22 protein-coding genes and 4 pseudogenes are annotated in these 25,745 nt (G+C 38.8%); 13 read left to right on the plus strand and 13 right to left on the minus strand.

Features of this window, described 5'->3' with window-relative positions:
- The 7 genes and pseudogenes from ABHN01_RS02595 to ABHN01_RS02625 all read right to left on the minus strand — a co-directional run.
- Positions 1-128: pseudogene (locus ABHN01_RS02595) on the minus strand (lysozyme family protein); the annotation flags it as partial.
- A 111-nt stretch (positions 129-239) separates the two neighbouring features.
- On the minus strand, positions 240-2,045 hold the full coding sequence (ltrA, locus tag ABHN01_RS02600) for a group II intron reverse transcriptase/maturase (RefSeq protein ID WP_429874262.1): 1,806 nt from the start codon (positions 2,043-2,045) through the stop codon (positions 240-242).
- A gap of 660 nt (positions 2,046-2,705) precedes the next feature.
- Entirely contained in the window at positions 2,706-3,065 is a 360-nt protein-coding gene (locus ABHN01_RS02605; protein ID WP_429874263.1) for a lysozyme family protein, read from the minus strand.
- A gap of 9 nt (positions 3,066-3,074) precedes the next feature.
- On the minus strand, positions 3,075-4,868 hold the full coding sequence (locus ABHN01_RS02610) for a CD3337/EF1877 family mobilome membrane protein (RefSeq protein WP_429874264.1): 1,794 nt from the start codon (positions 4,866-4,868) through the stop codon (positions 3,075-3,077).
- Between the two features lie 14 nt (positions 4,869-4,882).
- Positions 4,883-5,221 carry a hypothetical protein gene (locus ABHN01_RS02615; protein ID WP_429874265.1) on the minus strand — a complete coding sequence of 113 codons (339 nt, stop codon included), beginning with the start codon at positions 5,219-5,221 and terminating at the stop codon, positions 4,883-4,885.
- A gap of 14 nt (positions 5,222-5,235) precedes the next feature.
- Positions 5,236-7,095 carry an ATP-binding protein gene (locus ABHN01_RS02620; RefSeq protein WP_429874266.1) on the minus strand — a complete coding sequence of 620 codons (1,860 nt, stop codon included), beginning with the start codon at positions 7,093-7,095 and terminating at the stop codon, positions 5,236-5,238.
- Between the two features lie 32 nt (positions 7,096-7,127).
- Positions 7,128-7,676, minus strand: coding sequence for a hypothetical protein (locus tag ABHN01_RS02625; protein ID WP_429874267.1), 549 nt, complete (start codon positions 7,674-7,676; stop codon positions 7,128-7,130).
- 954 nt (positions 7,677-8,630) lie between these two features.
- Here ABHN01_RS02625 and ABHN01_RS02630 point away from each other — a divergent pair.
- From ABHN01_RS02630 to ABHN01_RS02650, 5 genes and pseudogenes are all read left to right on the plus strand, one after another.
- Entirely contained in the window at positions 8,631-8,756 is a 126-nt protein-coding gene (locus tag ABHN01_RS02630; RefSeq protein WP_255357561.1) for a hypothetical protein, read from the plus strand.
- 60 nt (positions 8,757-8,816) lie between these two features.
- Positions 8,817-9,329, plus strand: a pseudogene (locus ABHN01_RS02635) (acyl-CoA thioesterase).
- 308 nt (positions 9,330-9,637) lie between these two features.
- Positions 9,638-10,309 (plus strand): annotated as a pseudogene (locus tag ABHN01_RS02640) (helix-turn-helix domain-containing protein); the annotation flags it as partial.
- Between the two features lie 426 nt (positions 10,310-10,735).
- Entirely contained in the window at positions 10,736-11,095 is a 360-nt protein-coding gene (locus tag ABHN01_RS02645) for a hypothetical protein (RefSeq protein WP_429874268.1), read from the plus strand.
- Positions 11,092-11,565, plus strand: a complete 474-nt coding sequence (locus tag ABHN01_RS02650; protein WP_429874269.1) for a hypothetical protein — start codon at positions 11,092-11,094, stop codon at positions 11,563-11,565. The genes ABHN01_RS02645 and ABHN01_RS02650 overlap by 4 nt, the downstream gene beginning before the upstream one ends.
- An 845-nt stretch (positions 11,566-12,410) precedes the next feature.
- On the opposite strand, the gene ABHN01_RS02655 is transcribed toward ABHN01_RS02650, so the two are convergent.
- Positions 12,411-13,319, minus strand: coding sequence for an AraC family transcriptional regulator N-terminal domain-containing protein (locus ABHN01_RS02655; protein ID WP_429874282.1), 909 nt, complete (start codon positions 13,317-13,319; stop codon positions 12,411-12,413).
- Between the two features lie 179 nt (positions 13,320-13,498).
- On the opposite strand from ABHN01_RS02655, the gene ABHN01_RS02660 reads away from it, so the two are divergent.
- The 3 genes and pseudogenes from ABHN01_RS02660 to ABHN01_RS02670 all read left to right on the plus strand — a co-directional run bounded on the left by ABHN01_RS02660 (position 13,499) and on the right by ABHN01_RS02670 (position 15,855).
- A complete protein-coding gene (locus tag ABHN01_RS02660) occupies positions 13,499-13,756 on the plus strand; it encodes an Atu4866 domain-containing protein (protein WP_429874270.1) in 258 nt (85 codons plus the stop codon).
- A gap of 25 nt (positions 13,757-13,781) precedes the next feature.
- Positions 13,782-14,975, plus strand: a pseudogene (locus tag ABHN01_RS02665) (MFS transporter).
- 145 nt (positions 14,976-15,120) lie between these two features.
- Positions 15,121-15,855, plus strand: coding sequence for an SDR family oxidoreductase (locus ABHN01_RS02670; RefSeq protein ID WP_429874271.1), 735 nt, complete (start codon positions 15,121-15,123; stop codon positions 15,853-15,855).
- A gap of 381 nt (positions 15,856-16,236) precedes the next feature.
- Here the strand turns inward: ABHN01_RS02670 and ABHN01_RS02675 are convergent, their stop codons facing one another.
- Complete coding sequence (locus ABHN01_RS02675) at positions 16,237-16,737, minus strand: SRPBCC domain-containing protein (RefSeq protein ID WP_429874272.1); 501 nt, start codon at positions 16,735-16,737, stop codon at positions 16,237-16,239.
- Between the two features lie 695 nt (positions 16,738-17,432).
- Positions 17,433-17,828, minus strand: a complete 396-nt coding sequence (locus tag ABHN01_RS02680; protein WP_429874273.1) for a DUF350 domain-containing protein — start codon at positions 17,826-17,828, stop codon at positions 17,433-17,435.
- Positions 17,829-18,409: 581 nt separating this feature from the next.
- Here ABHN01_RS02680 and ABHN01_RS02685 point away from each other — a divergent pair.
- The 5 genes from ABHN01_RS02685 (at position 18,410) to ABHN01_RS02705 (ending at position 22,872) form a co-directional block, all read left to right on the plus strand.
- Positions 18,410-19,327, plus strand: coding sequence for a spermidine synthase (locus tag ABHN01_RS02685; RefSeq protein ID WP_429874274.1), 918 nt, complete (start codon positions 18,410-18,412; stop codon positions 19,325-19,327).
- A gap of 667 nt (positions 19,328-19,994) precedes the next feature.
- The gene (locus tag ABHN01_RS02690; RefSeq protein ID WP_429874275.1) at positions 19,995-20,141 is read left to right on the plus strand and encodes a hypothetical protein; all 147 of its coding nucleotides are present in this window, start codon (positions 19,995-19,997) and stop codon (positions 20,139-20,141) included.
- Between the two features lie 371 nt (positions 20,142-20,512).
- Positions 20,513-21,145 (plus strand): DUF2238 domain-containing protein, encoded by a 633-nt coding sequence (locus ABHN01_RS02695; protein ID WP_429874276.1) that lies wholly within the window; start codon positions 20,513-20,515, stop codon positions 21,143-21,145.
- A 215-nt stretch (positions 21,146-21,360) separates the two neighbouring features.
- A complete protein-coding gene (locus tag ABHN01_RS02700; RefSeq protein WP_429874277.1) occupies positions 21,361-21,984 on the plus strand; it encodes a YkoP family protein in 624 nt (207 codons plus the stop codon).
- 21 nt (positions 21,985-22,005) lie between these two features.
- Positions 22,006-22,872 carry a metallophosphoesterase gene (locus tag ABHN01_RS02705; RefSeq protein ID WP_429874278.1) on the plus strand — a complete coding sequence of 289 codons (867 nt, stop codon included), beginning with the start codon at positions 22,006-22,008 and terminating at the stop codon, positions 22,870-22,872.
- 493 nt (positions 22,873-23,365) lie between these two features.
- On the opposite strand, the gene ABHN01_RS02710 is transcribed toward ABHN01_RS02705, so the two are convergent.
- From ABHN01_RS02710 to ABHN01_RS02720, 3 genes are all read right to left on the minus strand, one after another.
- Positions 23,366-23,809 (minus strand): DUF6376 family protein, encoded by a 444-nt coding sequence (locus ABHN01_RS02710; RefSeq protein ID WP_429874279.1) that lies wholly within the window; start codon positions 23,807-23,809, stop codon positions 23,366-23,368.
- A gap of 454 nt (positions 23,810-24,263) precedes the next feature.
- Positions 24,264-24,455: a YbxH family protein gene (locus ABHN01_RS02715; protein WP_429874280.1), complete on the minus strand. Its 192-nt coding sequence runs from the start codon at positions 24,453-24,455 to the stop codon at positions 24,264-24,266.
- A gap of 849 nt (positions 24,456-25,304) precedes the next feature.
- Complete coding sequence (locus tag ABHN01_RS02720) at positions 25,305-25,541, minus strand: M24 family metallopeptidase (protein WP_429874281.1); 237 nt, start codon at positions 25,539-25,541, stop codon at positions 25,305-25,307.
- Positions 25,542-25,745 lie beyond the last annotated feature (204 nt).

A 25,745-nucleotide genomic window follows, 5' to 3' on the forward strand; every position in this document is an offset into this window, starting at 1 on the left:
GAACGTGTCACACAATTATAACTTTGGATCGCGGTTTTTAAATCACCTTTTGCTTTTTTAAGTTGCTGAGCGAAATTCTTGGTTCCTAGCTGAATAGACTTTTCAGGTTTTTTAATGCACCCCACCGTGCCACAATGGCTCTATGTGAATAGGTAACATTTTGAAATTATCTCCATGTTTTCCCCTCACCCACACCGTACGTGAAACTTTCGCTTCATACGGCGTTCCATCTCATTCGTTTATGGTTTGATTTCTTTTAAATTACAAGCTTTTCGATATTGGTTTATTCGATTGATTTGTTCCACAGTCAGAAAGTATTTCTTTAGATAATTTTCAATCGTTTGGTTATCTGTCGCGTGGATTAACCTATGAATATCTTTATGAATGACTCTAAGATTTTCATATTTATCCGTTCCACCTAAATCCCTTGGAATATAGTGGTGACAGTGCAGTTCCGAAGCAGTTAAAAATTCTTTAAGTACCTCACATTTTCCTTTTCTCATGGAATACCTAGATAATCGATTATCTAAATATTCCAGACTTCTATAAGGAATATTCGCAGCTAACAATTTAGAAATCTCAGTCAAAACACCTCGATCCAACTCCTTATGCTGAGCGAGAATCCTTCCTTTTAGGGTGTATGGCGTTTGACATTGCGTATAGTTCCATATAGTTGCGGTTTGAATATCGGCTAGTGGAAATAAATAGATTCCACATACCTTAAATGTTCGGTAGTTATTCTTAAAGAATATTGTATACACCGGAGGTGCATTAATGGGTGCTTCATATTTCCCAACACTTTTAAGTCGATTGAAAATTACTAATGATAGGTCGAAAGCAAGCTTTTTCATGTCAATATTGGCATGTGTGGCATACTTGAAATAATTACGCAATCCTAACACATATGCGTTATATAACTGGACATTTTTCCGCGTTGTGTTTCTCTGAATGGCTTTAATCCTCTTCTTGATTTCCGTCTTTATTTGTTTCTTTTTCTTATCTGAGATTTTGGAGTTACAAACCCATTTCTTCTTTTTAGGTACAACATATAGTGAATACCCTAGAAACTCTGATTTGTTTTTCCTAAGATTGATAATTTTAGATTTCTCCGGAGAGATATCCAATTTCAATCGTTCTTTCAAATAAGCTTTTGTGGCGAAAAACCACTTTTGAGCAGTTCGGAAATCTTTTGCTAGGATTTTAAAGTCGTCCGCGTATCGGACGATGAATCCTTCTTTAAGATTCGTTTTTTTCAGAGCACGTTTTTCGTTTGCTCGGTTTGCGTATGTGTTGGCTGTTTCAAAATAATGCCACTGTTTTGCTATCCAATGGTCCAAATCGTTCAATACCAAATTAGATAAGACTGGAGATAAGACTCCTCCCTGGGGAACTCCCTTGGTCGGTATTCCTAATCCTTTGATCGGAGTTTTTAGGATTAAGTAAATAATTTTCAATACTCGCTTATCCTTAATTCCTATATTCCATAATTGTTTTAAGAGTAATGTGTGATTAACATTGTCAAAGAATCCCTTAATATCAATGTCTACTGCGTAGTGGAAGGTGTTTCTACTAATAAGAAACATTACTCTTGAGATGGCGTGTCTTGTTCCTCTCATCGGACGAAATCCATAACTATGTTCATAGAATTTCGCTTCACAGATGGGTTCCAGAATCTGTTTAATCATCTGCTGAATCAAACGGTCAAACATAGTTGGGATACCTAAAGGTCTTTTATCTCCATTTGGTTTTGGTATAAGAACTCTTTTTACCGCTTTAGGCTTATATTTTAATAACTTCTGACGAACCAATAATAAGAAATTATCTTTATCTATTGGTTTATAGTCATCAATTGTGTAAGAATCCACCCCTGCGGTTTTTGAGCCTTTGTTGGATTTGATTGTTCGATATGCCAATAAAATATTGTTTTCCGAAGTTATCAATTCATATAAGCTATAAAAAGACTTATTTTCTTGACTCTTTTCGAATAACTTATCGAATGTTTCTTGCATATTGTAATACTCCCAATATCTCATTGCTGTGCTCAACTGTGGACACCTCCTCGGTGCTTGCCCACATTCCTACCAGACCGTTGAACTTCATTTTCTAGAAATCAAACAAAAACGAATAAGACTTGGGGCTATCCCTCCACGTTCATTAGACGTTTCATCGGTACTGTGCCCCTACTTTCACAAGAATAAAGTAATTTCAGCTAACGCCTTATTTACACCTGCCCAGTAGTAGCTGTTTGTTTTGGCAGTTTCTTGCTTACCACGTTCCAATATATCTAGCTATCCATGATAACCTTAGGTGTTTGCTATAGGCCTGTGAAATTGTAGATTCATTGTTATCTACACCGAATTTCATACTTCGCGACTCTTACTTTTCGGCATTTCACCATACTGTCGTATGCTATATCTTTCGATATAGTGCAAGTTTAGACCCGTACATTCACAAATTCGTCAGTCCTTTTGTGGACATTCTCACCATAGTTATCTTTTCAGCCGTCCGGCCTATCCTAAACCTTATAGCAACTGCTACTTAGGCTTGTTCAGCCGACTTTACCTGGCTTCACACATGATTTATCTACTCATAGATCATGCATGCAGGAGTATTAACGGAGTTGTTTCAACTCAACATGACGGTTTCATTCCAACTCTCGATATATTAGTTGTTATTGCTTAAATAAATTAAGCAACCCTCTCGTTTCATGCAAAAGCACTTATAGAGAAACGTGTCGCACCACTAGCTTGCATTGGATCATCTCCACGTCCACCCGATTCCTGCATCATAATGGCAAGGATGACATCTGTATATTGGGTGATTCCATATTCCTTTGTATATTTCTTAACGGTAGACTTGTATCTTAAGACTTCTTTACTCACATTGGTGGCCTTACCACCTTGAACAGGATTTTTCTGTTCGCCGGTCAACTGGTCTGCCATCATCAATAAGAAAAAAACAATGGTGAAAAGTAAACCAAACACTAGAAGGAAGGGCAACAAAACCTTAAGAATGGTGGAATAGACAGTTGTCTTCACTTTTAGTTCCACAGCTTGTCTTATCATATCTTTCCCCTATTCTTCTTTAGAGAAATTTAGACGAGAGGTGCGATGTAAGAGCCCATAAGGTTGCTCAGTATCTTTGTCCGCTTTCTTTTCCTTTAATATACTGTAAGGATTCCTAGCGTTTGATAGAGTGAATTTTGCAGTTTTAATCTTCTCCATTTTTTGCACAGGTGATTTAAGTTGTTTGTTCGCTTCCGACTTAGTTAGGTGTTCACCTTGATGGTAGGACACCTGGTTATCTTTTGTTACCCTTTTAATTTTGTTTTTTTGTGGTTTTCGATGAATAGAACTTAATTGACGAGCAAAATCCGGTTCTTGGGTTACGGCTGTTTCCTGCCGGGAGAGATTTGGATTATGTGCTGTTTTTCCTTCATGGTTAATAGGTTGCTCGGTTTTAAGTGGCTTCGATCGAAATCCTGATGATTTTGATGATCTTCCAGTTAGTCCACCGTTTATGGGTTGAAGGCCTTTTCTCGGTTGGCGAAAACGGGAAACTGCATTCTTCAACTGTTTCTTTTGTCGATGCAAATTATGGCTAAGAGGACCCGCGCCCATATCATTCAAGCTCGGTGTAGCTCCTTCTAACATACTCAGCACAAACTGACGCTTGGTGTACATAAAAATAACCGCGACACAAAAGGTAATCTGAATAAAAATCCTGTAGTAGATATCATCAGACATGTTCGTCATCTCATAACCGAGGGAAATGAAGCTCGTCGCCACTAATACAAAAAACATGGTCACCGATTTGAAAAGAATAAGAATGGTTGTCCCTTTAAGATATCGCCCAACCAGAGCTTCAAAACTCGGAAACAAACTGGTGAATATCATAAAAGGTGCCAAAAGCAACATGACAATGAAAGCAAATTGCAGCATCACTCGAATCAGAGCAATACTGAAAAACACGGTTACCTGTATAACCGTAGAGAGGATCATAACTAGGATATAACCTGCCTGTTTCCACCCGTTTCCTGCAAAAATGTTTTTGTTATCGTATTCCGTATATTCATCTTTAGATATTTCCTCCCGCTTCTTTACTCCCTCCTCTGTTCGGGGATCGGCATTCAAATAGGTTTTGATCCGATCTGTACTTTCAGCGTTTATCTTTTTTTCTTGGGTTGTTCCGTACTGAAGCAGCAGGTAAGGCTTATAGATCAAGGCGTCAAAGACCTTGTTTTGTATTTCAATTGATACCTTTTTTGCTGTATTTTTATTGAAAGAGTCAAACCGAAAAGCATCATCATCATTTAAGGAGGGATTCACACTCATAATGGCATTTTCCAGGGAAACGGAAAGCCCATGAGCGAGATCGATATAATTGAACTTCTTGGACTGGATGGAGAAAAGAAGTGTCAAACTAATCAAGATAAGTGTTAAAAGCTTAAAAAAGGCTTGCCAATTTTGTTGAATGTAGGAGCGTATTACGATTCCCAAAGAAGCTATGGCAAGCGCAAACGTGCCAAAATTGAAAAGTAAACTTCCTGCAGTTCCCGATGTAATTTCACGCAGCGCCTCTTTTGTCATTGATACGACATCTAACGAGAATAGGTGATAGACTATCATTAAAGTAATTTGAGCCAGAACAATATTAATCATCCAAAAGAAGTTTTTAACGGCGGTAGCCGTGGCGGAACCTGTCTTTCCCGCCACATCCCACCAGCCATCGTCTGCATAACTCATAAGCTCATAAGATGATTCATCATGTTTCTTTGCCTTTTGTTCTGTATCTTCAGCATAGACTAGGGATGATTTAAAAATGAGTAACAGTGAGAATAACAAAGTAAATATAAATGAATATTTCATGTTCTCACCACCTTTTAGTATTCAATGCATCGACCGGAATCCTCTTTGAAATTGATGTCACCATTGCTAACTTTATAATCCTTTAATAAGAAGGTTCTGTTGTACTTATCATCAGATGTTTTCCAAGACACTATATAGTTCCCTTCAAATTTCGACTTTCCATTTTCTATGGCTTCACAGGCTTTTACGAGTTTAATATCTTTCGAGGTATATCCACCTTCTTCGATTACCTTTTGTTCGAGAGCTCGACTTGCTATAGCATTTTGTGTTTTCTCCTTATCCAAATCTGGTTCGTTGCTGCCACATCCGGCCAGCAGGAGCAGCCCCCAACCTATGATTGCGATTTTTATCATGAATATTCCTCCTTCTATTGATAGGCCTCTTCCATTTGTACAGCCTGTGTTTCTTTTTCTGTCGTTTTAAACGCTTCGTACCATTCATCGAACAATACATCAATCGCAATGGCCTGGTTCCTTCCCAGGTGATCCTGAAAAAGGCACATGCCGGATTTTAGAGAACTCACCACCTCAATGTTTGCTTGGTTTTCCTCCATATCAAAAAAACGGAGAATGGGCTTGATGGAATCGTCTGATTTCGGTCGAAAAGAAAACTTGATGCCAATCTGTTCTTTTGTGGTGTCCACGTTAAAATCATCATACGCTTGGGTTACCAGCACAATATCCGTTTTAAGCGAACGTCCGGTCCTCAGCATTTCATCGATAAGATTCTGGCCGTTGGCCGAACGTTTGAGGGTCCATGCCTCGTCTAAAATAATCATGGCGTCTTCCTTCTGGTTCGTGGAAAAAGTATGGACATATTTAGAGATGGACATCATCAAGCAGAGTCCAATTCGTTCTTCCTCATTCATATTATCGGATGTGGGAAGCCGTAGACCTTGTAAACCGAGCACGTTGATCTGGCGCTGAAAATCCAGGCCTTTTGAATGTTCGGTTCCAAACAGCATTCGTCCCAGGCCGTAACGGTATTTCTCGATGAATTTTCCTAGCGTATGGTCCTTCGCTTGAATACGCTGGAGCACCCCGGTTAAAGTGGGTCGTTTTTCCTCATTCACTTCTTCTATGATCGCATCGTAAATGGTTACACTCTCATTTCGTGAGCCTCGAACTTCAGCCAGTGTGTTCAAAATCATCATAGCGGTCTGAATGGCTTGATCTCCTTTCAAAAACACAAGAGGATCCAAAGCTCCGTGGTACTTACTTTCCTGGGAAAGGTGAATAAAATTAATGCGCTCATACAGAGCACGGAATTCAGGAATGTCACCATACTTCTTTAGGGCGACTTGATAGTATTGCTGAAATTCATTTTTAGGATCCACGTAGAGTACCTTTGAGCCAAAGAACGTACTCCAAGTAAAGAAGTTTTTCACCAGCATGGATTTCCCACTCCCCGACGGGCCTGTAATGAGAATATTTCCATTGGTATGATCGGCTCCGGAAATCGCCCTTTTGGTTAACAACGGGTTAAAGATGACGACATTATTATTAATCTCCCGTGCCTGTTTTACGTGTGAAAGCTTCTTCCCGGTAATGACTTTTCCGAGTACCATGCCAAACCGGTTCCCCACTCGGTTGTTCAAGTTTATACCGGTTTGCGCCAAGTAGGTTTCATCCACAACTTGTTCAAAGTAGGAATAATCGACATAAGAAGCTGGCAAAGCTTGTGCAAAAAGCGTCAACTGATCCACCAAGGGCCTGACCAGCTCAAAACCCGTGTTCTTAAATAACGTCCGAAGCGCCTCATACTTCTCATTCAACCCTTCTTTGGTAGGATCTGAAATCACCAACGTAAACCTCATATAGAGGAGCTGACGTTTACTTGCTTTCACATCATCCAGAAGCGTGGCGAGCCGGTCAGATGCCATCTCGACCACTTTGTCATCGTCTGCAGTATGAGTCGATTGGATTTCACGGTCAAAGTTGGTAAAGCGTTTTTTTAACTTCCGTACTTTACGGACGTTGGCTGCATTTTCTTTAAAGTGATAGCGGATCTGTACTTCCACAGGAAACGATATACTTTCTAAGATCTCTTGTATAAACCGATACCCTTCTATGGAAGCCGGCATACTGGCAAACGGTAAAAACGAAAGGTATTCCTTGTCATTTTCATGCGTAACGGTTAAAAAGCCATAATCATTTTGAAGGATGCCCTCGGTAAGGTTGTATGAACTCTCAGGAATGCTAAACAAGTCGTTGGTTCTGTGAAACATATAGTAGATGAGCTTATCGAGTTCTTCTTCCTCTACTTTTTGAAAGTGCTTAAAATGGCAACCTTTGAACGGAAAAATCGTTCCTGCTCATCGTAATACTCCAGATCATCTTCTACCTGCGTTTGAAAGGTCATTAATTTTGAAAGGTCTTCTTTTACCCTCTTAAAAAAGAGCGATAGCATTTCTCCCGCGTTGTTGGTGATCACTTGATCCGCCCGATTTAAATGAATACCGACAAACACCGAATACTCATGTAGAAATATTTCTTCCTGCAACACCTGGGAAGCACGGTTGAAATACGTTCGTCCAATGTCTGAGAACTCTCCTTGCACAATATGATCATTGACAACATGGGTGAACGTGTTGAAGTCAAACCGTTTTGGCAGAATCATAATGTGATAGTCATACTCTTCATGTGATAAAAAGGCTGCTGTATTTTCAATGTAGCGCCTAAAATCCGTCTCACTGTTCAAACGTAGATATTCCTCGTCCAGCCGGTAATACGCCCATACTTGCTTACGTTTATTAAATACCAAATTTTTGTGCCGAAAGGCGATGGGAAACTCCAGTGTCTCTTTCAATACCTTCACGCTCCTTGCTTTGGCTTTTCTTCGTCCATCACTTTTCGAAGAAGGAATATTATGATTCCCCTTTTCAGAAGCCAGTTTACAATAAACGACAAGGGAAAAAGGGGTAAAATGAAGAGGTAAAATATTCTTTACATTGAGCGATTTAAACAAAGCCTCTTTTTTTTATCTTTGATTGGGACCATCTAGTGTTAGACCATACTGTCTAAAGATATTTTCCAATTATCACCTTCCGTTCTCCCCGAAGAGAAACTACCACACTAAGCCTTTGCATGTACTCTATGAAAATCTAAAAAAGGAAGGGTAAGAACCCTTCCTCTAGATTTATATATAACATTTCAATGGTTGGCCTGGTCTTTGTCCTGTTGTCCTTCATTATGATTAAGTTAATATAATGGGTGATTCTATGAAAAAACTATTTTGGCTGCTATTTATCCTCTTGGTTTTATCTCTAATCGGTATGATTGTCTTGCCTGCCACTTTCCCGTTTCCTACCCTGGCGTTTGTTTTTCGCTTTGTTAGGACTGATCGGTTTAATGTTAGGAATTACAAATAATGAACAAATCCACAACAAAGAGACCCGGCGCGGAGGAGTAGATGAAGTAAATGCCGGATGGTAAAAGGTCTTATTTTCTTCGCTAGTCTTATCCCCCTATTTATCGCAATATCCCCCGATTCATTTGATTATTTACTTAATAGATTTCTTCCTTAAATCAGAGCCCGTTCCAGACAATACTGCTACTTTTCTTGAATAACTTACATATTCAAGATGAGCCATCTAATTTCTTCCATAGTGAACTGATTCACTGTTTAAAAGCTTTTAATATGCCAAAGGAATCCTGTTGCAACATCCCCTTGCAGTAAGTAACAATTTGGACAATAGAAATTATAATTGATTGAAATAGAAAACTAACGTTAATACTGTGGTTGAGAAAGGAGTTGACTCTTTTGGCGGAGGAAAGAAGTGAAAAACCGAATGAAATTACTAACCATATGGATGATGAACAACTATTAATGGTTGTTAAAAAAACCTATGAACATATAGAAGTTATTAAATACCAAGATGATAAATAGTTCCCTATGCTTATTTAAACTGCTAACTTCCTATAAAAAGAAAAGAAAGGTCGTTATTTTATGATAGATCAAAAAAAATGCAGGGATTCTTTTGTAGTAAAAACGAGCATTGTGTTACCACCTGATACAAACAATCATGGAACGTTGTTTGGTGGAAAACTAATGGCTTATATAGATGATGTAGCTTCAATTGCCGCAATGCGCCATTCCCGTAGAAATACTGTTACAGCTTCGACTGATTCTGTAGACTTCTTGCACCCTATTCATGTCAGTCATGCCGTCTGTCTATAGGCTTTTGTTACATATGCAGGCAGAACATCAATGGAAGTATTTGTTAAAGTAATAGCAGAGGACTTACTATCAGGAGAACGGAATGTATGCGCACTTTCTTTTTTAACAATGGTCGCAGTTGATCAAGACGGTAAGCCTACCCACGTGCCAAAAGTCATTCCAGAAACGGATGAGGAAAAAGGATTATTCAATTCTGCAGCGGAGAGAGCAGCGAACCGAAAAAAAAGAAGAAAAGAAAGTGGGAACCTGGCAAAGGACTTCGGTACCGGTTTGCCATGGTGAAAAGCCTGATCCTTAATTAGAATGCATATTTGCAGCTTTACTGATCTCGTTAAGTTAATGTAAATATTGCTTCTAACGAGAAGACTGGCTTTTCCTTTCAGAGCTCATTTTTGAATAAGTCAAAGCTACTTGGGGATACCGACAGCTAAATTTATGACATGACAAGTTACGATAGAGTCGTAAAAGGTAGCTCAGCGGTATTCATAAAGAAGAATATGAATTTTAACAATAGTGACCTCTGCCTCCTTGAACTGCACCCCAAATTTTAGACACACTCTAAAATTTGGAGGTGCTTTTCTTATGGCTAAATTTTTTCGAAGGAAGAAAAATTGGAAGCTGTAAAACGGTATTTAGAAGGAAGTGAGGGGCTTGGGTCTATTGCCAAAGAGATAGGCGCGAATAAAAGGAGCCTCCAATACTGGGTGAAAAGATACGAATACCATGGAGAACGTGCTTTTATCAAAAGCTATCCAAATTATTCCGTAGACTTTAAACTAGACGTACTTACCTATATGAACGAACATGGGATGTCTTTCTTTGAAACAGCTGCGTTCATCTGTCTTCTAATACTCCTCTTTTGGAACGGCAAAACAGAGTAAAAACGCTGGGATGGGCTGCCCTACAATTTTTTAAAAAAAAGGGGCGTCCTGAAATGAAGAAATAAAACCAAAAATCTTCCGAGAAATCAACACCGGCTGAAGGATCTGTAGAAGCCCTCCAACAGGAGCTAGAAGCGTTACGTATGGAAAATGCGTATTTAAAAAAGTTGAATGCCTTAGTTCAAAACAAAGTAAAATCACCAAACAAGACAAAGCGCAAGTAGTCTATGAGTTAAGGCATGAATTTCCGGTGAAAGCTCTTATCCAGCTCGCAGAAATCCTACGCAGTTCCTATTATTATTGGTTGAAATATAAAGATCGTCCGATCCGGATGCGGAGTTAAAGAAACGGATACAGGCGATTTATGATGAACATGAAGGCCGGACCCAGTGAATCATAAAAAGGTGCAGCGTCTCCTTGATGTCTAAGTTCATTGCGAATCCGGCGATAGCCAAACGATCACTTTATTTTGCAATCGGACCCGTTAGCTTAATAAAAAAAGCCGCCTTATTTGGCAGCTAGATTGGTACTAAACCCATAAATATGTAACAGCAAACTATAGGTGCACTTTAAAAGCCTATTTCCTCGGAGGTAGGCTTCTTTAGCTCGTTTTTCACATTTAAAGTACCAAGTGATGTGAAAAAAAAAACGTTCTTTTTTAAGGTTTGGTTTCACCATCTTCCATATTTCTACATAATATATTGAGAGATTAAGAGTTTTTCTCTTTTCTCAAAATGTTTACTAGAGGGTTTTTAAAGCCCTCGATGGACAGGCTTTGCTGCCCTGTCCGAAGGGAGGAAAAAGAAAATGTCTTCTAAAGACGATCGAAATTGCAATGTGGGAACGCATACCATCGGGGGCCCGGAAACGCCGTCAGATACGATTTTTCCTATCGTTACTGGTTTGAATACCATATTTGAAGATCAGACCAATAATCACAATAAAACATTGATCAATATCAAAAACAATGGGGAATCTCCCATTGTAGCCAACATCAATACAAGAGAATGTGGAGGGCCCATCGTATTTACGCTTAATCCTCAACAAAGGCGTGTCTTCCAAGTAGAGGATTTTGAAAGTTTGACCGTTACGGCGACAGCAGACGGCACCATCACTTTATTTGTGCAAAAAACATTCTGTATCTGTTGTGAGGAGGAAGAGAATTGAGTTGCAAAGACCATAAAAAATGCCACACGGAAACCCATACCTTCGGGACCGACGACATAGCCACTAGTAATGGGATATTTAGTCTTGTTCCTGGAGAGAACCCTATTTTTGATGATGTCACTTGTAATCACAATAAAACATTGATCGACATCCTAAGCCTCTCTGCTGGCGTGCTTACCATCACCATTCGTACAAGAGGTTGTCACGGAGTTATAACAGAAATGCTTGGTTCTGGGCTAAGACGCGTGTTCCAAGTAGAGGATTTTGAAAGTTTAACAATTAATTCGCAAGACACTGGTGCCGTAAACGTGATTGTTCAAAAAACGTTCTGTATTTGCTGTGAAGAAGAAAAAGAAGAAAGCTCTAGCTCTAGCTCTAGCCACCGCAAATATCAAAAAAAAGGAAGCTCTAAATGCAATCGTTGGCACAGGCCCCACAAAAAATGCAAATGCGGCCGTGCCGCCAAATAACCGCTTTGAGCAGCAATACGCTCCTTTGTCCCTTTTAAATAGCAAAAAGCAAAAAATAACGCTCTTTCGGGTGATGAAACATCAGGAGGTTTTTATTCTGTCCCTAAGTAGTTTTTGACCTTGTCCATCATGATGTAATAGGCGGTGGCCATCAACATAATGGCCTGTAGCTTTACTGGATTTCTCAATTATTGATCACCCTTTATATTTACCAATACACCCGTTCGTATTAGAACGATCAAACTATAGAAAGGGATTAGTGATGACGTTCACCGCAACAGCACAATTTTTTAGTAATAAATAGCTTGTCCATACCAACGTCTCTCTATATGCATTTAATAGAGCAGGAGATGAATTTAAATGGGAGAAAAAAAGAAATCTCGAAAAAAGATTTATTGTGAACCGGACATAACTGTCACATCTCATAATTAATTTGTCAAAAAAGTTTAGAATCAGAATGTTTTCTCTGGTCACACGTTGGTCACACACTTAAGAAAACTAATGGAAACAAGAGGTCATTGAACATATAAAAGTTGTCTTGCAAATGTGATTGTTAAGACGTTTTGGATACATTAAACAACCATAGGAAATTATATATTTCACGCTGGCGTCTCCGTAGTTTTTTACAACAACTAAGAGCCTCTCCTATCAGGAAAGGCTCTCTACTCACTGTTACATCTTTATTTATCTTTTCTTACAAGTAGTGAACAGCACTCCACATGACTGGAATGCTGACTGTAGATACTTAAAAAAAATAGATGTAGCAGTAGTTCACCCCCTGTTATTTTTTAATTTATTTGGATTTTTAAAGACCGGGTTGTGTCCCTTTTCCGGACTCGGCTATCCTACTCAGCTAAAGACTCACGAAGTTGCTTGATATCGCTTAATGGAGGCAGACCAAACATTCGAGCGTATTCACGGCTGAACTGGGAAGGACTTTCATAACCCACTTGGAATCCGGCATTCGCCGCTTCAGGTATATCTAAAAGCAATAGGCGGCGAGCTTCCTGCAATCTTAATTGCTTTTGATATTGCAAGGGGCTCATTGCGGTAACCTCTTTGAAATGAAAGTGTAATGAAGATGGGCTCATGCTCGCGACTTTTGCCAACTCATCGATACGTAAAGGCTTAGTGAAATTGCGGTTTATGAAACTAATCACTTTTGCAATCCTCTCAGCATGGCTGCCGGCCACGGCGAACTGCCGGATCGAAGCCCCTCCCTGTTCATCCTGCAAAATCCAGTACAGAATTTCACGAATGACCAAAGGAGCAAGAACAGGAATATGCCGCTCCGAATCTAGAAGCCGAACTAATCTCAATACAGCGTCAAGAAGAGACTGGCTCGTTTGGCTCACCAACAGGCCTCGCCCCAAGCCTTCCTTATCACCCCATTCCGAATGAGACGCTTTGATAATATCTACGATCTGACCCGTACTAAAATCCAGTTGAAGGCTTAAGTAAGGATGCTGGTGAGAAGCTTGAATGATTTGTCCGGTAATCGGCAAATTTACGGAGGCGACCAAATAGGACGCTGGATTATAGTGATAGCATTCTTGTCCTAACATCACCATTTTTGCTCCTTGTGCAACAATGCACAACGCAGGATCATAGACCGAATAGATCGGTTGCTTCTCTCCTTCATAGCGAAATAATTTTAAAGAAGAAATAGCGGTATCATGTTTTCCAGAGTTAGGTGTATGGCGATCGATAAGACTTGCCAATTCCTTCTGTTGTCTCGTGATTTCGTCATTCATTTTCATAATATTATCATACACTCCCTTTTTTCCGCTCCGATAGCTCTTACATATAGTTTTATACATTTTGTACGATTGTGCAATAACTCTCTCCGAATCGGCTACCGTATCTGCCCCAATATGCTCCAGACTGTTTGAGAAGTAACCTTCACAATCCACAGTAAAAGGAGAAAATGAAAATGGAAAAAAGAAACAATGAAGAACAAACATCTTATGTAGGCATGTGGGTTACCCAGGACGGATATATCCGACATGAGCTTCTGCCTAACGGACGTTACGACGAGGCGCGGGGAAATCGGAAAAGCGCCTATCAAGGCCGCTATATTCTTAATGGAGATCATATCGACTATATAGACGATACCGGTTTCACAGCTGACGGGGATTTTCGTAATGGCGTTCTTTATCATGCAGGGATGATTTTATATCGAGAAGAGTAAATAAACGGAAAAGGAATTGAATAACATGTCCAGCACATTAAAGATCTACACATAAGCAGTTCTTAGTTTTTTAGTCGGAACATCGGAGTATGTTATAGCAGGCATTCTAGATAAGATTGCGGAGTCAACGGGCGTAACTTTAGTGACGGCCGGTCAGTTAATTACCATTTTTTCGCTCTCCTCTTATGCTTTTGGCACTCCGATTGGTATGGCTTTAACAGCACGTATGGAAAGACGGAAGCTGTTACTTTATGCTTTAACCTTATTTGTAATCAGTAATGGACTTGCCTGTATGTTACCGGGATATGAACTTCTTATCGCATCTCGGATCCTCATGGGGATAAGCGCAGGGGTCACGGTTGTTGGCTCCCTTACGATAGCGACCAAGGTCGCCTTGCCAGGCAAGCAAGGAAGCGCTATTGCGGCGGTACTTATGGGCTTCACCGCTTCCTTGATTCTCGGCGTCCCTATCGGGAGAGTGACTTCCTCAGCCTACGAATGGAAGGCAATTTTCGGGGGAATTGGTTTAATCGGGCTATTAGCTCTATTGATTATTGCAATCACCATTCCACGAATGGATGCAGAGGCTCCTGTACCCTTACGTAGTCAGCTCTCATTACTGAAGCAACCAAAAATGTTGATTGGCTTATCCGTATCTTTCTTCTGGATTGTTGGATACTCGATTTTTTACTCGTACATTTCACCGTTCCTTCTTACAGTAACCGGAATGAGTGACAAAACTTTGAGAATTACATTATTCGCGGTAGGTATCGCAAGCTTGATCGGGTCTAAGTTTGGAGGTTTCGGCACGGATAAATGGGGCATTCACCGTACCCTAATCGGAGGATTGTCGCTTAATGTCGCAGCATTAATTCTCATCATGCTTTTTGCCCAATCTCCAGTGTTTTTGATCTCGGTGTTGATCTTATGGTCATGCTCAACATGGTCTCCGGGTCCTCCGCAGCAATTACACTTAATTAGGCTCGCACCTGAATCTTCAGGCATAATGCTTAGCTTGAACAATTCAACCATTCAGCTTGCCATGGCAGCTGGAGCTGGAATCGGTGGTGCTGTCGTAGAGCAGATATCGCTGTCTTCTGTTACCTGGGTCGCGGCACTGGGAACCGCTTTTGCGGTGGGAGCTGTGATCTTATCACGTAAATATGCCAGATCTACTTCCAGCCAAGCGCTGGGTGGACAATCCATTATCAACTCATAGGTTCGTAAATTGAAATTCGTTGAACCGAGCAACCAAAACAGGTAACAACCCCTTCCGGCCAACTGAACGGGACGGGTTTCTTAATGGTTGATTAATGTATGTAAAGAAATTGAGAAAAAGTGAGAAAATCTAAGGGGGAAAAAACATGTCTAACATTGCAGGGAAAGTTGTAGTAATTACGGGGGCAAGCAGCGGTATCGGTGAAGCTACTGCACGTCTTCTTGCTCAAAACGGTGCACATGTTGTATTAGGAGCAAGACGCACGGAAAAACTAGAGGCTATTACATCCGCAATTCGTTCAGAAGGTAGCTTAGCGGATTATAGGTTACTGGATGTCACCAAAAGGGATCAAATGGAAGAACTCATCAACTATGTGAAAAACAGATTTGGAAAAGTTGATGTGATCGTGAATAACGCAGGAGTGATGCCCCTCTCAAAACTTGAAGCTGTGAAGGTTGACGAATGGGATCGTATGATCGACGTTAATGTTCGCGGCGTACTTCATGGCATTGCAGCAGGGCTTCCGATTATGAAGGAACAAGGATTTGGTCAATTCATTAATATCTCTTCAATTGGGGGACACACCGTTTCACCGACTGCGGCTGTGTATTGTGCAACTAAATTTGCAGTCCGGGCTATATCTGAAGGGCTTCGTATGGAGGTTGGCGATGATATCCGCGTAACCATCGTTTCACCGGGGGTAACCGAATCTGAACTGGCTGATAGTATTACGGATGACGAAGCAAGTCAGGTGATGAAAGAGTATCGGAAGAATGCTATTTCACCAGATGCTATTGCTCGCACAATCTTATTTGCGATTGAGCAACCTGCAGACGTTGATGTAAACGAGATAATTGTAAGACCAACTGCAGCTAATTAAAACTTAAATATACGGTATTAAAAAAGGAAATGAGATATAACAAAAATTATCAATCTTAATTGAAGTCATTACTATTAATTAATGTGATTAAGAGCCTGTTTTTTTCAATCTTTTTCAAAAAACAGGCTCTTTCTATTTGTTTTTTATTAATGTGTATACTCAAAATGTCCACTATTCAGGTTATAGTTCAATTATTGAAGGCCACTAAAGTATATCTATAAATACTTACAATCTTTCATAAGATTGGCCTTCTTCGTTATCAACGCACAGCATTCAACGTGTCTGGACTGTATGTGGCAACACATGAGGTACTGGTAAGTTTTCAAATATAATATCCGTCACTAAACTGCACAAAGGTTGTACTCTGTGCATTTGAAATTGTTACTCCGAGACCGTTTCCTTTGAATCAAGGAGTGATTTCAAGAGATCCTCCACTTTGTCGAAGTTCGCTTGGTGTCCATCGAAAGTTTTCATGTGATTGCGGCCAGCCTGGTCGCGGAATGACAGCTTGTACGTCATCTTCGTCACTCCGTGTGTTTCGTGCAGAACCATTGACTCGACGGCCTCCACATCTGGCCATCCATCGAACAGCCAAGTCTGGACGGTCCGGGTCGGCGCCTCGACCTCCAAGTAGGTTCCATGAAATGAGCACTCGGTTCCACCGTCTGGCACGAGGACATAGTGGTAGTCCCCTCCTACCCGCAAATCGATCGAACAGACTTTTACCTCCTCCCCATATGGAGCTACGGTTTTACGCATATATTCTGGCTTGGTCATTACATCAAAGACGAGTTCTATTGGAGCTTCGAATTCACGAGTGATGACAATGTCGAGATCATTTGGAAATTCGATGACTGCTTTTCCATGCCGTTTAAATGTCATTGTGGATCTCCTCCTTGTGGTTGCAGATGTTTGAGAAAATCGTTTGGTCTTCAGCCTAATAAGCACTAATTACATTGTAAAGAATATTCGGAAAAAAGAAAGACTTTTATTGTAAAAAGAATTTAAAAAAACATACAAAAAGCAACCTCGATCAGTGCACACACTGATCGAGGTTACTTATTGTTTTTAGTGTTTGATATTTGTTCTAAAGTCGTCCTTCAACCTATTGCTTTCACTGAGTCAGTGATGTAAGGCAGGCATTACAGGGTACGTCCAAAACTTGTATTGAAAATAATTCATTTAATTGTTTCTATTTATGAACACAAATCATCTAAGGGTACACTTAAAATTAGATGACAGTTTTCTATTTTAAAATTGTACATATAGGGTTTATTCCAGATCACTGGCCGTTTGCCTTCAGCGCTTTTTTCCGTCTATGGGGCGTATTAGGGATTTTTTATCTTCAAAGCTTATCTCATCTTTTCCTTTCGAGAAGTAAAATTCTGCTGCCTCTTCCTCCATAATTATGTTGTTCACTAATTTTCTTCTTCGCTTCCAGTTCATCTAAATCCTTTTGGAAACGGTCTTCTTTGGATTAATAAGATCAAACCCACTTACTCAATATTTCTATATAAACGAATTGAACACCGGGTGCCACATACGATCACTAACGTTACAAGCCAGTTGAGAAATCCTTAGGAAATTGAAGCACCAATTACAAAAGCTATACCGACTGATACACAGAAGCTGATAACTCCGACAGAAATATTTCCATTACGAAGCTCTTCTTCTACAGAGAACTTTCGTATAAAAAGCTCAAATAATAGGTATGCAATGATTTGCAAAAGGATACCAAGTGCTCCCCAAATCACAGTGTCTAATATGTCTGAGGCATGATAGACCGAGAATGAAAGAATTATACAAATCCCGATAATTTTTCCGCCGATTGATAGCGAAACTGCACGATTACCGTTTAAGACTTCATGCAAATCTTTATATTTTTTTGTCATTAATTCAAAAATTGTTATTCCAATAAGCACCATTACAATTGCAATAATAAAATACAATACAGTTGAAATAAAGGACTCCATATACATATCCTCCTTCTGTTTATTATCTAGTTAACAGGACCACCTTAACGAAAGCTTGAAGTTCCTCCTCCATAATAGTTTTTCCCTCACCAATTTAAAACATTTATTATAGAGATAATCTTTTCCTTTTCCAACAATGCTTAATTTCACTCGCAAAGACAGTTGTTATAATCTTAAACAAAAGCAATCATAATAGTCCTCCATAAGTATTTACAAATCGGGAAAAGTTCATTCGATGCGATTAACCATTTTCCCTTATCTTAAACTATAGGTATTTTCACCAATTTAATGTATAGATGGACATTCACACAGACTGCCTTTCGGAAAGCTAAATAGAATATCATGCCATTACTTTTTATTAGATCTGTGGAATAGAACTAATCTCAAAGAAGTGTTTGCAAGTCAATACAAAAAGTGATCAAGATCAAACTAGGTATCAAAATATCCGAGTTTTAAATGCTACATTTGTTTACGTACCTATGGCACTTATAAAACCTCATGATTGGCAGGACCATAGATGAAGCAATTCCAATAGGCACTTGGAATCGAATTGGATTTATTAAAAAAAGGAGAGGTTATTTATGAATTTGTATGGGGACTCGGGGTCCGATTCTATAAGAGGTTATATCAGCGAGGAAGAAGAACCTCAAGGGACATATAAGATTTTACGAAAATTTGAAACTCCCACACAGAAGATTGCCCTCGTCGATCATAATGGGGATCTATTGGTTTATAGCAATGGCCACCTAATGTTTGGCACAACAGCTGATGACGATTTGTACGCAGAAGCAATGGTTCACATCCCAATGGTTGCTGCAAGAAAGAGGAAGAAAGTCCTGATCATTGGCGGTGGCGGTGGAATAACGACTCGTGAGGCCCTTCGTTATTCCAATGTGAGCAATATCACTACCCTTGACATTGACAAAGAGATGGTCAATTTTGGTAAAAAATTGAAGCCTTTGGTTCAATATAATAAAGGATCATTGAATCATCCAAAAGTTCAGACCGTAATTGAAGACGGCCGAAGGTTTGTAAAGAACAACCCGGCAAAATGGGATGTCATTATTGTTGACCTTCCTGAGCCAAACGTAAAAAGTCCCGAGCTCTCCCGTCTCTTCAGCAGTGAATTTTACAGTCTCTTGAAAGAACGTCTAGAACCAGGTGGCGCAATCAGTATAGCTTGTTCCAATGCAGACTCGACGGCAGAGTACCTTTGGAGTATACACGCAACCCTCAAAAAAGCTGGTTTCTATGTATTGCCATACCACTATTTTGAGCCGGATGCCGGAGAGTATTGGCTATTTTGTCTTGCTACAACATCGAGGGTTAAACCAAACGACTTACACATGTCAGTTCAGGCAAAACACTTGTCAACGAAAAAGTTAAAAGATATGTTCGACATGCCCTATTATTATGTAATCTCTAAGGATACCGGCAAAGTCCAATCAGATGACAACACGGTGTTGATTGATATTATAAATAAAGCGTGGTACAGTTGAACGTCGTTATTGTTTTCAGTGCTGGACTTGAAACAAAAGCTACCAATAGAACATGGTAGCTTTCGAAGTTTCACTCTTGTCGTACGTACGGTTACACAATTTCCTTTTTAAAGATTTCATACAATGGTAAGCCAACAATTACGGTTGGATCAGTCATCCTCATTAATTGTAATTTGATTCATGAAGCTTTGATAAAAAATCCCCAATTCTTTACTGTGTATTATGTTTTACCTTAGAAAGTATTTATTTGAATAATGTCTTTATATACTCGTATCTCTTTTACAACATGGCGTATAAGTGATTTTTTATCTTCAAAGCTTAACTCTTCTTTTCCCTTTGAGAAGTAAAATTCTACAGCCTCCTCCAATAACTTTTTCTAGCCAAGCGATTTAAAAATCCTCTTCCGACCCAACACTAGCCCAAGAAGCACTCAAACAGGCAACTAATGAAATCTCATCAGGTCTTACAGCAGTTACCAAGCACAAGGAACATCATCAACTCCTAAAAAATCTCAATAAATTTACCGTTAATGCTGCACAGCCCGAAATTACAAATAGGAAGGTAAACACCATTAAGCTGAAATCAAAATACTGTAACAGGATTTTTCTTTTTTTGTTTTGTTTATGGGGTACCTATCCATTTCAACCTCCTCGAAGCTAAAGGCGGTATGTTTCGCTGTGGAACCACTCAAGATAAACAAGAACCAGATCCATCAGATGAGCGTAATGAACAAAACGATGAACCAAACAAAGACGATGATAAAAATGAAATGCAAGAAGAACAAAAAAAACAATATCAAGCAGCCCAATTATAAGTTAATTGGGCTTTTGTTAATTTTAGAGATCCTGCCTAACCAAGTGGGCTTTTTTCGTGTAATTGTTCCTTTTTAAGAAATTCGCTTTGTTTCCTAGCAATTTTTTAGACAACCTTCCATTATAAAAACATTTCAACCCTGAAATCTGCGGGTGTATTTTACTCGCATTTCCGGTCCTTACTACCGTTATTCACAAGTCCTTACAATACTTCATTGCTTTTGTTACAAATGCATCCTCTTAGTTGTAGCATGGAACTACAATGGTCAATAGTGGCTGAAATGAACGATCATTTTTAGATGCAAGAAAATTCGTATACAAAATCGCGTTTGTTTTAATACTGTTAGTAAAGAAATCACTATAGGAGCAAAAAATGATACCCGAGAAACTTACAAAGATTCATCTTTTTTTACTAATTGCTGTTACAGCCGTTTTTATATGGTCTGTGATAAAGCCAGCAGGATATTTAATATGGGTCTTGGAGGTCAGTCCTGCTATTGTCGGATTGATAATTGTGATTTCAACCTACAATAGGTTTCGACTCACTACTCTGTCATACTTCATCATCGCTATCCTGGCAGTTCTTATGTTCGTCGGTGGTCATTACACCTACTCAAAGGTTCCTCTTTTTAATTGGATAAAAGATGTTTTCGATTTAAATCGAAATCACTATGACCGATTTGGACATTTTTTAAAGGGGTTCTTTACAATTGTAATTACAGAAATGTTATTACGGAAAACGCCGTTAACAAAAGGTCCCTGGTTAGTTGCTATCGCTATAAGTATCTCGCTGGCGATCGCTTCATTGTACGAAATCGTAGAATGGTTATTTGCAGCTATTTCTAAAAACATACAAGGAGGCAAAGCAGCTAAAGAATTTTTAGGCAGGCAGGGGGATATTTGGGATGCAGAATGGGATATGTTGCTTGTTTTATTAGGTTCCATTCTTGCGTTACTCATTTTTTCAAAACTTCATAACTGGTTGTTAAAAAACGAATTAAAATAATTAAACAAAATTATTCATTATGTGTGCTTAATGATTAAACATGTTTAGTCAATTTCTATTATAACCTCGTTCCTAAAAATGGAGAGCTGAATTTCCGTCCGATACAAACCTGCCTTCAATTCCCATCAATATTTTTCATGACAGTTAGCTAAAATATGACTGAATGGCAATAGGATCCTTCCTACTGGTAAATTAAATTTGCAAGGAGAATAACAATGAGATTGAGACTATACTTTATATCAGTATGGAATATGTTTGATCCGCTCTATTATTTCTTTACTCGTTTGCAATACCTTGAACGAACGAGAGTCAATACGACTATTTTCAGGGTAAGATTAACACGTTATAAAGGTCGTACAGTCGTTCTATCTGATGGAACATGTATTAAAAAAAATGATGTACTCGTAAAGATACATCTACACAACGTTCAAATATTAAAAGAACTGCAAGGTATGGATAATGACCTTAAAAAAGCAATGATTCTTTATAAAAAAGCAAAAGAGTCGTTGCCTTATCTTGCGTTATATATTCAACGTCAAAAAAATGAAGGTGAAATTAAAGGGATTATTGGCATTACGATGCTAAATAAAGGCTACGAACGATTAGGATTTGAGCCTTATAAGATTTCGAGTCGCCCGTATAAATGGTTCAAACAACTCGCACACTATCCCATTTTTTTTCCTTTCAGCGCCACATGCAAAAGAACGAAAGAGCACCACTCCAAAGTATTTATTTATGTCAAAAGAAAGCTTGTTCAAACAATACGGGACACCATAGACACCTTACTGGAAACATCTCCACTAATTACAAGTACCAATTTCCCCTCCTTTTGCCTATAATTGTTTAGAGGGGGGATATTTTTGTTTATTTCTTTTACGATTATTATTGTTAGTTTATTGTCTGTCCTTCTATATAAAGGCTATAAAAACACTCAACAAGTTGTGATCAACAACGTTTCAATAAATGCTTCCACTATTACCGAACCTTCAGATGCGCAGCCTTTCCGTGTTTTGCACATTTCCGATATGCATCTTGAAAATATCTCTATTACTCCAGAGAAGCTTTATGAAAGCTTGCGAAATCAATCGATTGACATAATTGCTTTAACCGGTGATTTTTTAGACCGGAAACGAAGCATACCTAAATTACTTCCTTATTTAAAGGTGTTTAATGAGTTGAAACCCAAGCATGGAACTTATGCGGTTTTCGGTAATCATGATTACTGGTTGACTCATCCAAACTTCATTAAACTAAAGCAATTGTTAGAGGAAAATGGATGTAAAACAATGCAAAACGAAAATGATATACTCATGATTAACGGCAAGCAATTAAACATTATTGGAATCGATGACTTTAGTACAAATCGAAGTGACGCTCACAAATCATATGAAGGACTTGTGAACGGATACAATCTAGTATTAACGCATGATCCGAATATTGTTCTAGAAATAGAAGACTTCCCTTTTGATTACTTGCTTTCCGGCCATTTTCACGGAGGTCAAATTAATTGGCCAAAGCCGTATCATCTTGTTAAAATGGGGAAATTGATTCGGATGAACATGGTAAAGGGATTACATCAACACCACGGTAAGCCGTTTTATATTAGTGAAGGCTTAGGACAGACCGGAGTAAACATTCGCGTGGGCAGCCGCCCGGAAATTACGATTCACAATCTTGTCCTTACGTCGGTTGTAGATCAAAAAGAGAAAACAACGGAAGCAGTCTAAACCACCCGAAGATACGATTTTCTTGGGTGGTTTCATTTTTTCCGGGATTAAATGTTACGGAATACAGAGAAGCCCGGTTAGTCGGGAAACTAACTATGCACGTTTCATCACTATCTCCCGGATATCCGGAATCGGCATTTCTATTTCTGTTTCACGAATCATTAAGTGGTCGTCTTTTTTTGGTTCTCACGTATCTGATTTTCTCGATTTTTATAGAAAACAAAGGACAGTACAAATATGTTACTATGTACTGGTCCTTCCTTTTTAAGGTTGATTATTTTGATTTCGTACTATTTGTTGTAATGTTTCGTTACTTGTCATTTCTTGTAAAGGGTTTGGCATTTATTGGCCTTGTTGGATATTGTTAATATTGAAGCCATTTGAGGGAGACGAATAAGGGTAATTTTCTACTTAATCTTTCTTAAGTACTCACATTATAAAACATCAAATGGCGTTTCAAACGGCTCATAAATAGAGCATGAGTTTCATCCTATTATGATAGTTTTTTAATTTGGTCAATAATGCTTGTTATTTCTTGGATGGACTGAAACATTTCTGTGTTTTCCAGAACAGAAGGATCGAGTTTGCCGCCTCTGATATTATTTAAATACACGTCGATCCCTGCTTCAATTTTTTTATTTTGGTCAACCATTTGCTGGTGCAGATCAGCAGCCATTTCCGGCGCTTCAAGTTTATCAAAGGTCTCAATCTCTTGTTTCATCTCTTTCAGCTTTGTCTCCAGTTCTTGCGCTGCTTGTTCATCCCCAACCGCCTGTTTGGCAAGAGAAGGGACTTCTTTGCCAAAAGTAGTGGCTTCATTTACATAATCCGTTGCATCATTTGCATACGTTACCGTGTTTTTCGTATCATCCAGGAAAGAACATCCGCCAAGGACTAACATAATACTGGCAGTAAATACAAACAGCCATTTTTTCATGAAACAACCTCCACATAATATTTATTTACATTTGTTATTTACTTTTTTTACCTTTTCTTTTATTAATCTCCTTTTTGAGGAGAGGAATTCCTTTCTGTTTCAACAGTATTAGTCCCTCTTTCTTTAAGTAATTTGTGATTGTTCTCTTTATAGACATCAGTAACCTCCATTCAAAGAATTTAATAAACCAAAAAAGACCTTACCAAATAAAATGGTAAAGGTCTCGCAAACAACATTTGTTGCCAACAAAGCCGAGGATAAACCCGTATTGACGACTTTGCTGTACAGCTACTCCCCTTTAAAAAGGATGGATATTTTATTGTTAACCACAGTATATTTTGTTCTGGATTAGAGGTCAAATGATAACTGCTTTAATTCTGTCTCATCATTTTTAAGATTTTCAAACCTAATACACAGTGTGCAGAAACATTTTTTCCTTTTCCTTCAAAAGAAATTAAATCCCTCGCTGATTACAGTAGGTATCAATTAACTTTTCAATTTCATCAGGATTTGGAAATTTTCCTGAAAAAGAAAATTTTATTTCTTCCAAAAACTCACCTTTGTGATATACATGAATGCCGCCATTTTGGTTGATTACACTATATTCTGGTTCAAACCGATATCCATTTCGTTCAACAGCCCCCATTTGCCCAATGACCTCCTTAACCAAATATATAAAACGTAACAATTAATATTTCACAAATCTGCTGTTAACAATCGTATAATTATAATTTTCTTTTCAATCTAACAAGAAAATGCAAGTAAGTGAAGGATATTATAGAGCTTGCCCTCTCGGATTTGTTCAGGAAGTACAAACCATGAAAAAACTGCCCCCTTAACACTCAGAACAAGTATTAAGGATAGAATATGGATAAACCTACCTGTAGTGTAGTAACACCCTTAATTTGTTTAACTTAGTGTTATAAGGTGAATATAGATGGTTTTTCAACGAATCTCCATCAACCGTTGTTTCCCTCTTTAGTCGGATTTCACTAAAAGAGGGAACTTTTTTTATTTTTTTGACCCGATGTTAAATATTTTAATCATTCATAGTTGACTACTTTATGTACTCTCATCAGTTCATTGCAAAAATAAACGGCCGTGAAAACGGGTGGTTATGAGATTTTTGACAAATAAAAAATGGTATCAATATTCAAATCATCTATAGGATAGAAATATGGAGACAACCGACGAAAACGGAAGATGTGGCCCCTTCCGGAAAATGTGCTTTATCCCGCTCTTTGGCACAAAGCAAAACCCTGAATTTAGGCTTATTTGGCCGAATTCAGGGTTTTGCTTGTTGACTTGGTTACATGAACTACTATTTTACCAGCTTGTTTATTTACCGTTGTAACCGGCTGCATATTTGTTTTATATGTTAGTGTATGGATTGTGTATCACTCAACAAACTGTGTTCAGGCACTCTATGTTTTCCTGACACAGTTGCTGGAAGAGGAACAGTATTCTCCGTCTAAACAGGCGAATAACTATATCTTCACACGGTACTCCTGGCTTGATGGTGGATAGTGTACCGTTTAACACTTCTATTTACAATTTTTGCCGTTTCTTTTACTTTATGGGGTGGTTCACCTACAAAAATCGTTCTTGTCAGGGGTGCATGATAACGTTTGTAACTTCCCGATAGCTCCATGTAAATTAACTGACCTTCTTGATATTTACCTTCTGTGGTCCATGAAAAGCGAGCCCCTGCTGTCCTTTCACCTGCAGGCATGGTATCGGTGCAAGAGATGGATATTCCCCGCCATTCCCCTTGGTTCCGGCAAATAAGGGGTCCTTGAAAGAATGTTTCAAATGATGTTTCAAATAATGTTTTCGGTCACGACCGAGTACGGGTGAAATTAGCATGGTGGTTAACATAAAACAAGTTTTCGAAGCCAAACAAAACCGATCTTATCATGAACTGTAACCTGAATAA

This window comes from Fictibacillus sp. NRS-1165, assembly GCF_050468105.1.
GTDB lineage: Bacteria > Bacillota > Bacilli > Bacillales > Fictibacillaceae > Fictibacillus_C > Fictibacillus_C terrinigri.

Coding starts and splice junctions, on each gene's coding strand:
- ABHN01_RS02605 (WP_429874263.1), bottom strand. CDS start 3,065: ATGATAAGACAAGCTGTGGAACTAAAAGTGAAGACAACTGTCTATTCC.
- ABHN01_RS02610 (WP_429874264.1), bottom strand. CDS start 4,868: ATGAAATATTCATTTATATTTACTTTGTTATTCTCACTGTTACTCATT.
- ABHN01_RS02615 (WP_429874265.1), bottom strand. CDS start 5,221: ATGATAAAAATCGCAATCATAGGTTGGGGGCTGCTCCTGCTGGCCGGA.
- ABHN01_RS02620 (WP_429874266.1), bottom strand. CDS start 7,095: ATGTTTCACAGAACCAACGACTTGTTTAGCATTCCTGAGAGTTCATAC.
- ABHN01_RS02645 (WP_429874268.1), top strand. CDS start 10,736: ATGTCTTCTAAAGACGATCGAAATTGCAATGTGGGAACGCATACCATC.
- ABHN01_RS02655 (WP_429874282.1), bottom strand. CDS start 13,319: ATGAATGACGAAATCACGAGACAACAGAAGGAATTGGCAAGTCTTATC.
- ABHN01_RS02660 (WP_429874270.1), top strand. CDS start 13,499: ATGGAAAAAAGAAACAATGAAGAACAAACATCTTATGTAGGCATGTGG.
- ABHN01_RS02670 (WP_429874271.1), top strand. CDS start 15,121: ATGTCTAACATTGCAGGGAAAGTTGTAGTAATTACGGGGGCAAGCAGC.
- ABHN01_RS02675 (WP_429874272.1), bottom strand. CDS start 16,737: ATGACATTTAAACGGCATGGAAAAGCAGTCATCGAATTTCCAAATGAT.
- ABHN01_RS02680 (WP_429874273.1), bottom strand. CDS start 17,828: ATGGAGTCCTTTATTTCAACTGTATTGTATTTTATTATTGCAATTGTA.
- ABHN01_RS02685 (WP_429874274.1), top strand. CDS start 18,410: ATGAATTTGTATGGGGACTCGGGGTCCGATTCTATAAGAGGTTATATC.
- ABHN01_RS02690 (WP_429874275.1), top strand. CDS start 19,995: ATGTTTCGCTGTGGAACCACTCAAGATAAACAAGAACCAGATCCATCA.
- ABHN01_RS02695 (WP_429874276.1), top strand. CDS start 20,513: ATGATACCCGAGAAACTTACAAAGATTCATCTTTTTTTACTAATTGCT.
- ABHN01_RS02700 (WP_429874277.1), top strand. CDS start 21,361: ATGAGATTGAGACTATACTTTATATCAGTATGGAATATGTTTGATCCG.
- ABHN01_RS02710 (WP_429874279.1), bottom strand. CDS start 23,809: ATGAAAAAATGGCTGTTTGTATTTACTGCCAGTATTATGTTAGTCCTT.
- ABHN01_RS02715 (WP_429874280.1), bottom strand. CDS start 24,455: ATGGGGGCTGTTGAACGAAATGGATATCGGTTTGAACCAGAATATAGT.
- ABHN01_RS02720 (WP_429874281.1), bottom strand. CDS start 25,541: ATGCCTGCAGGTGAAAGGACAGCAGGGGCTCGCTTTTCATGGACCACA.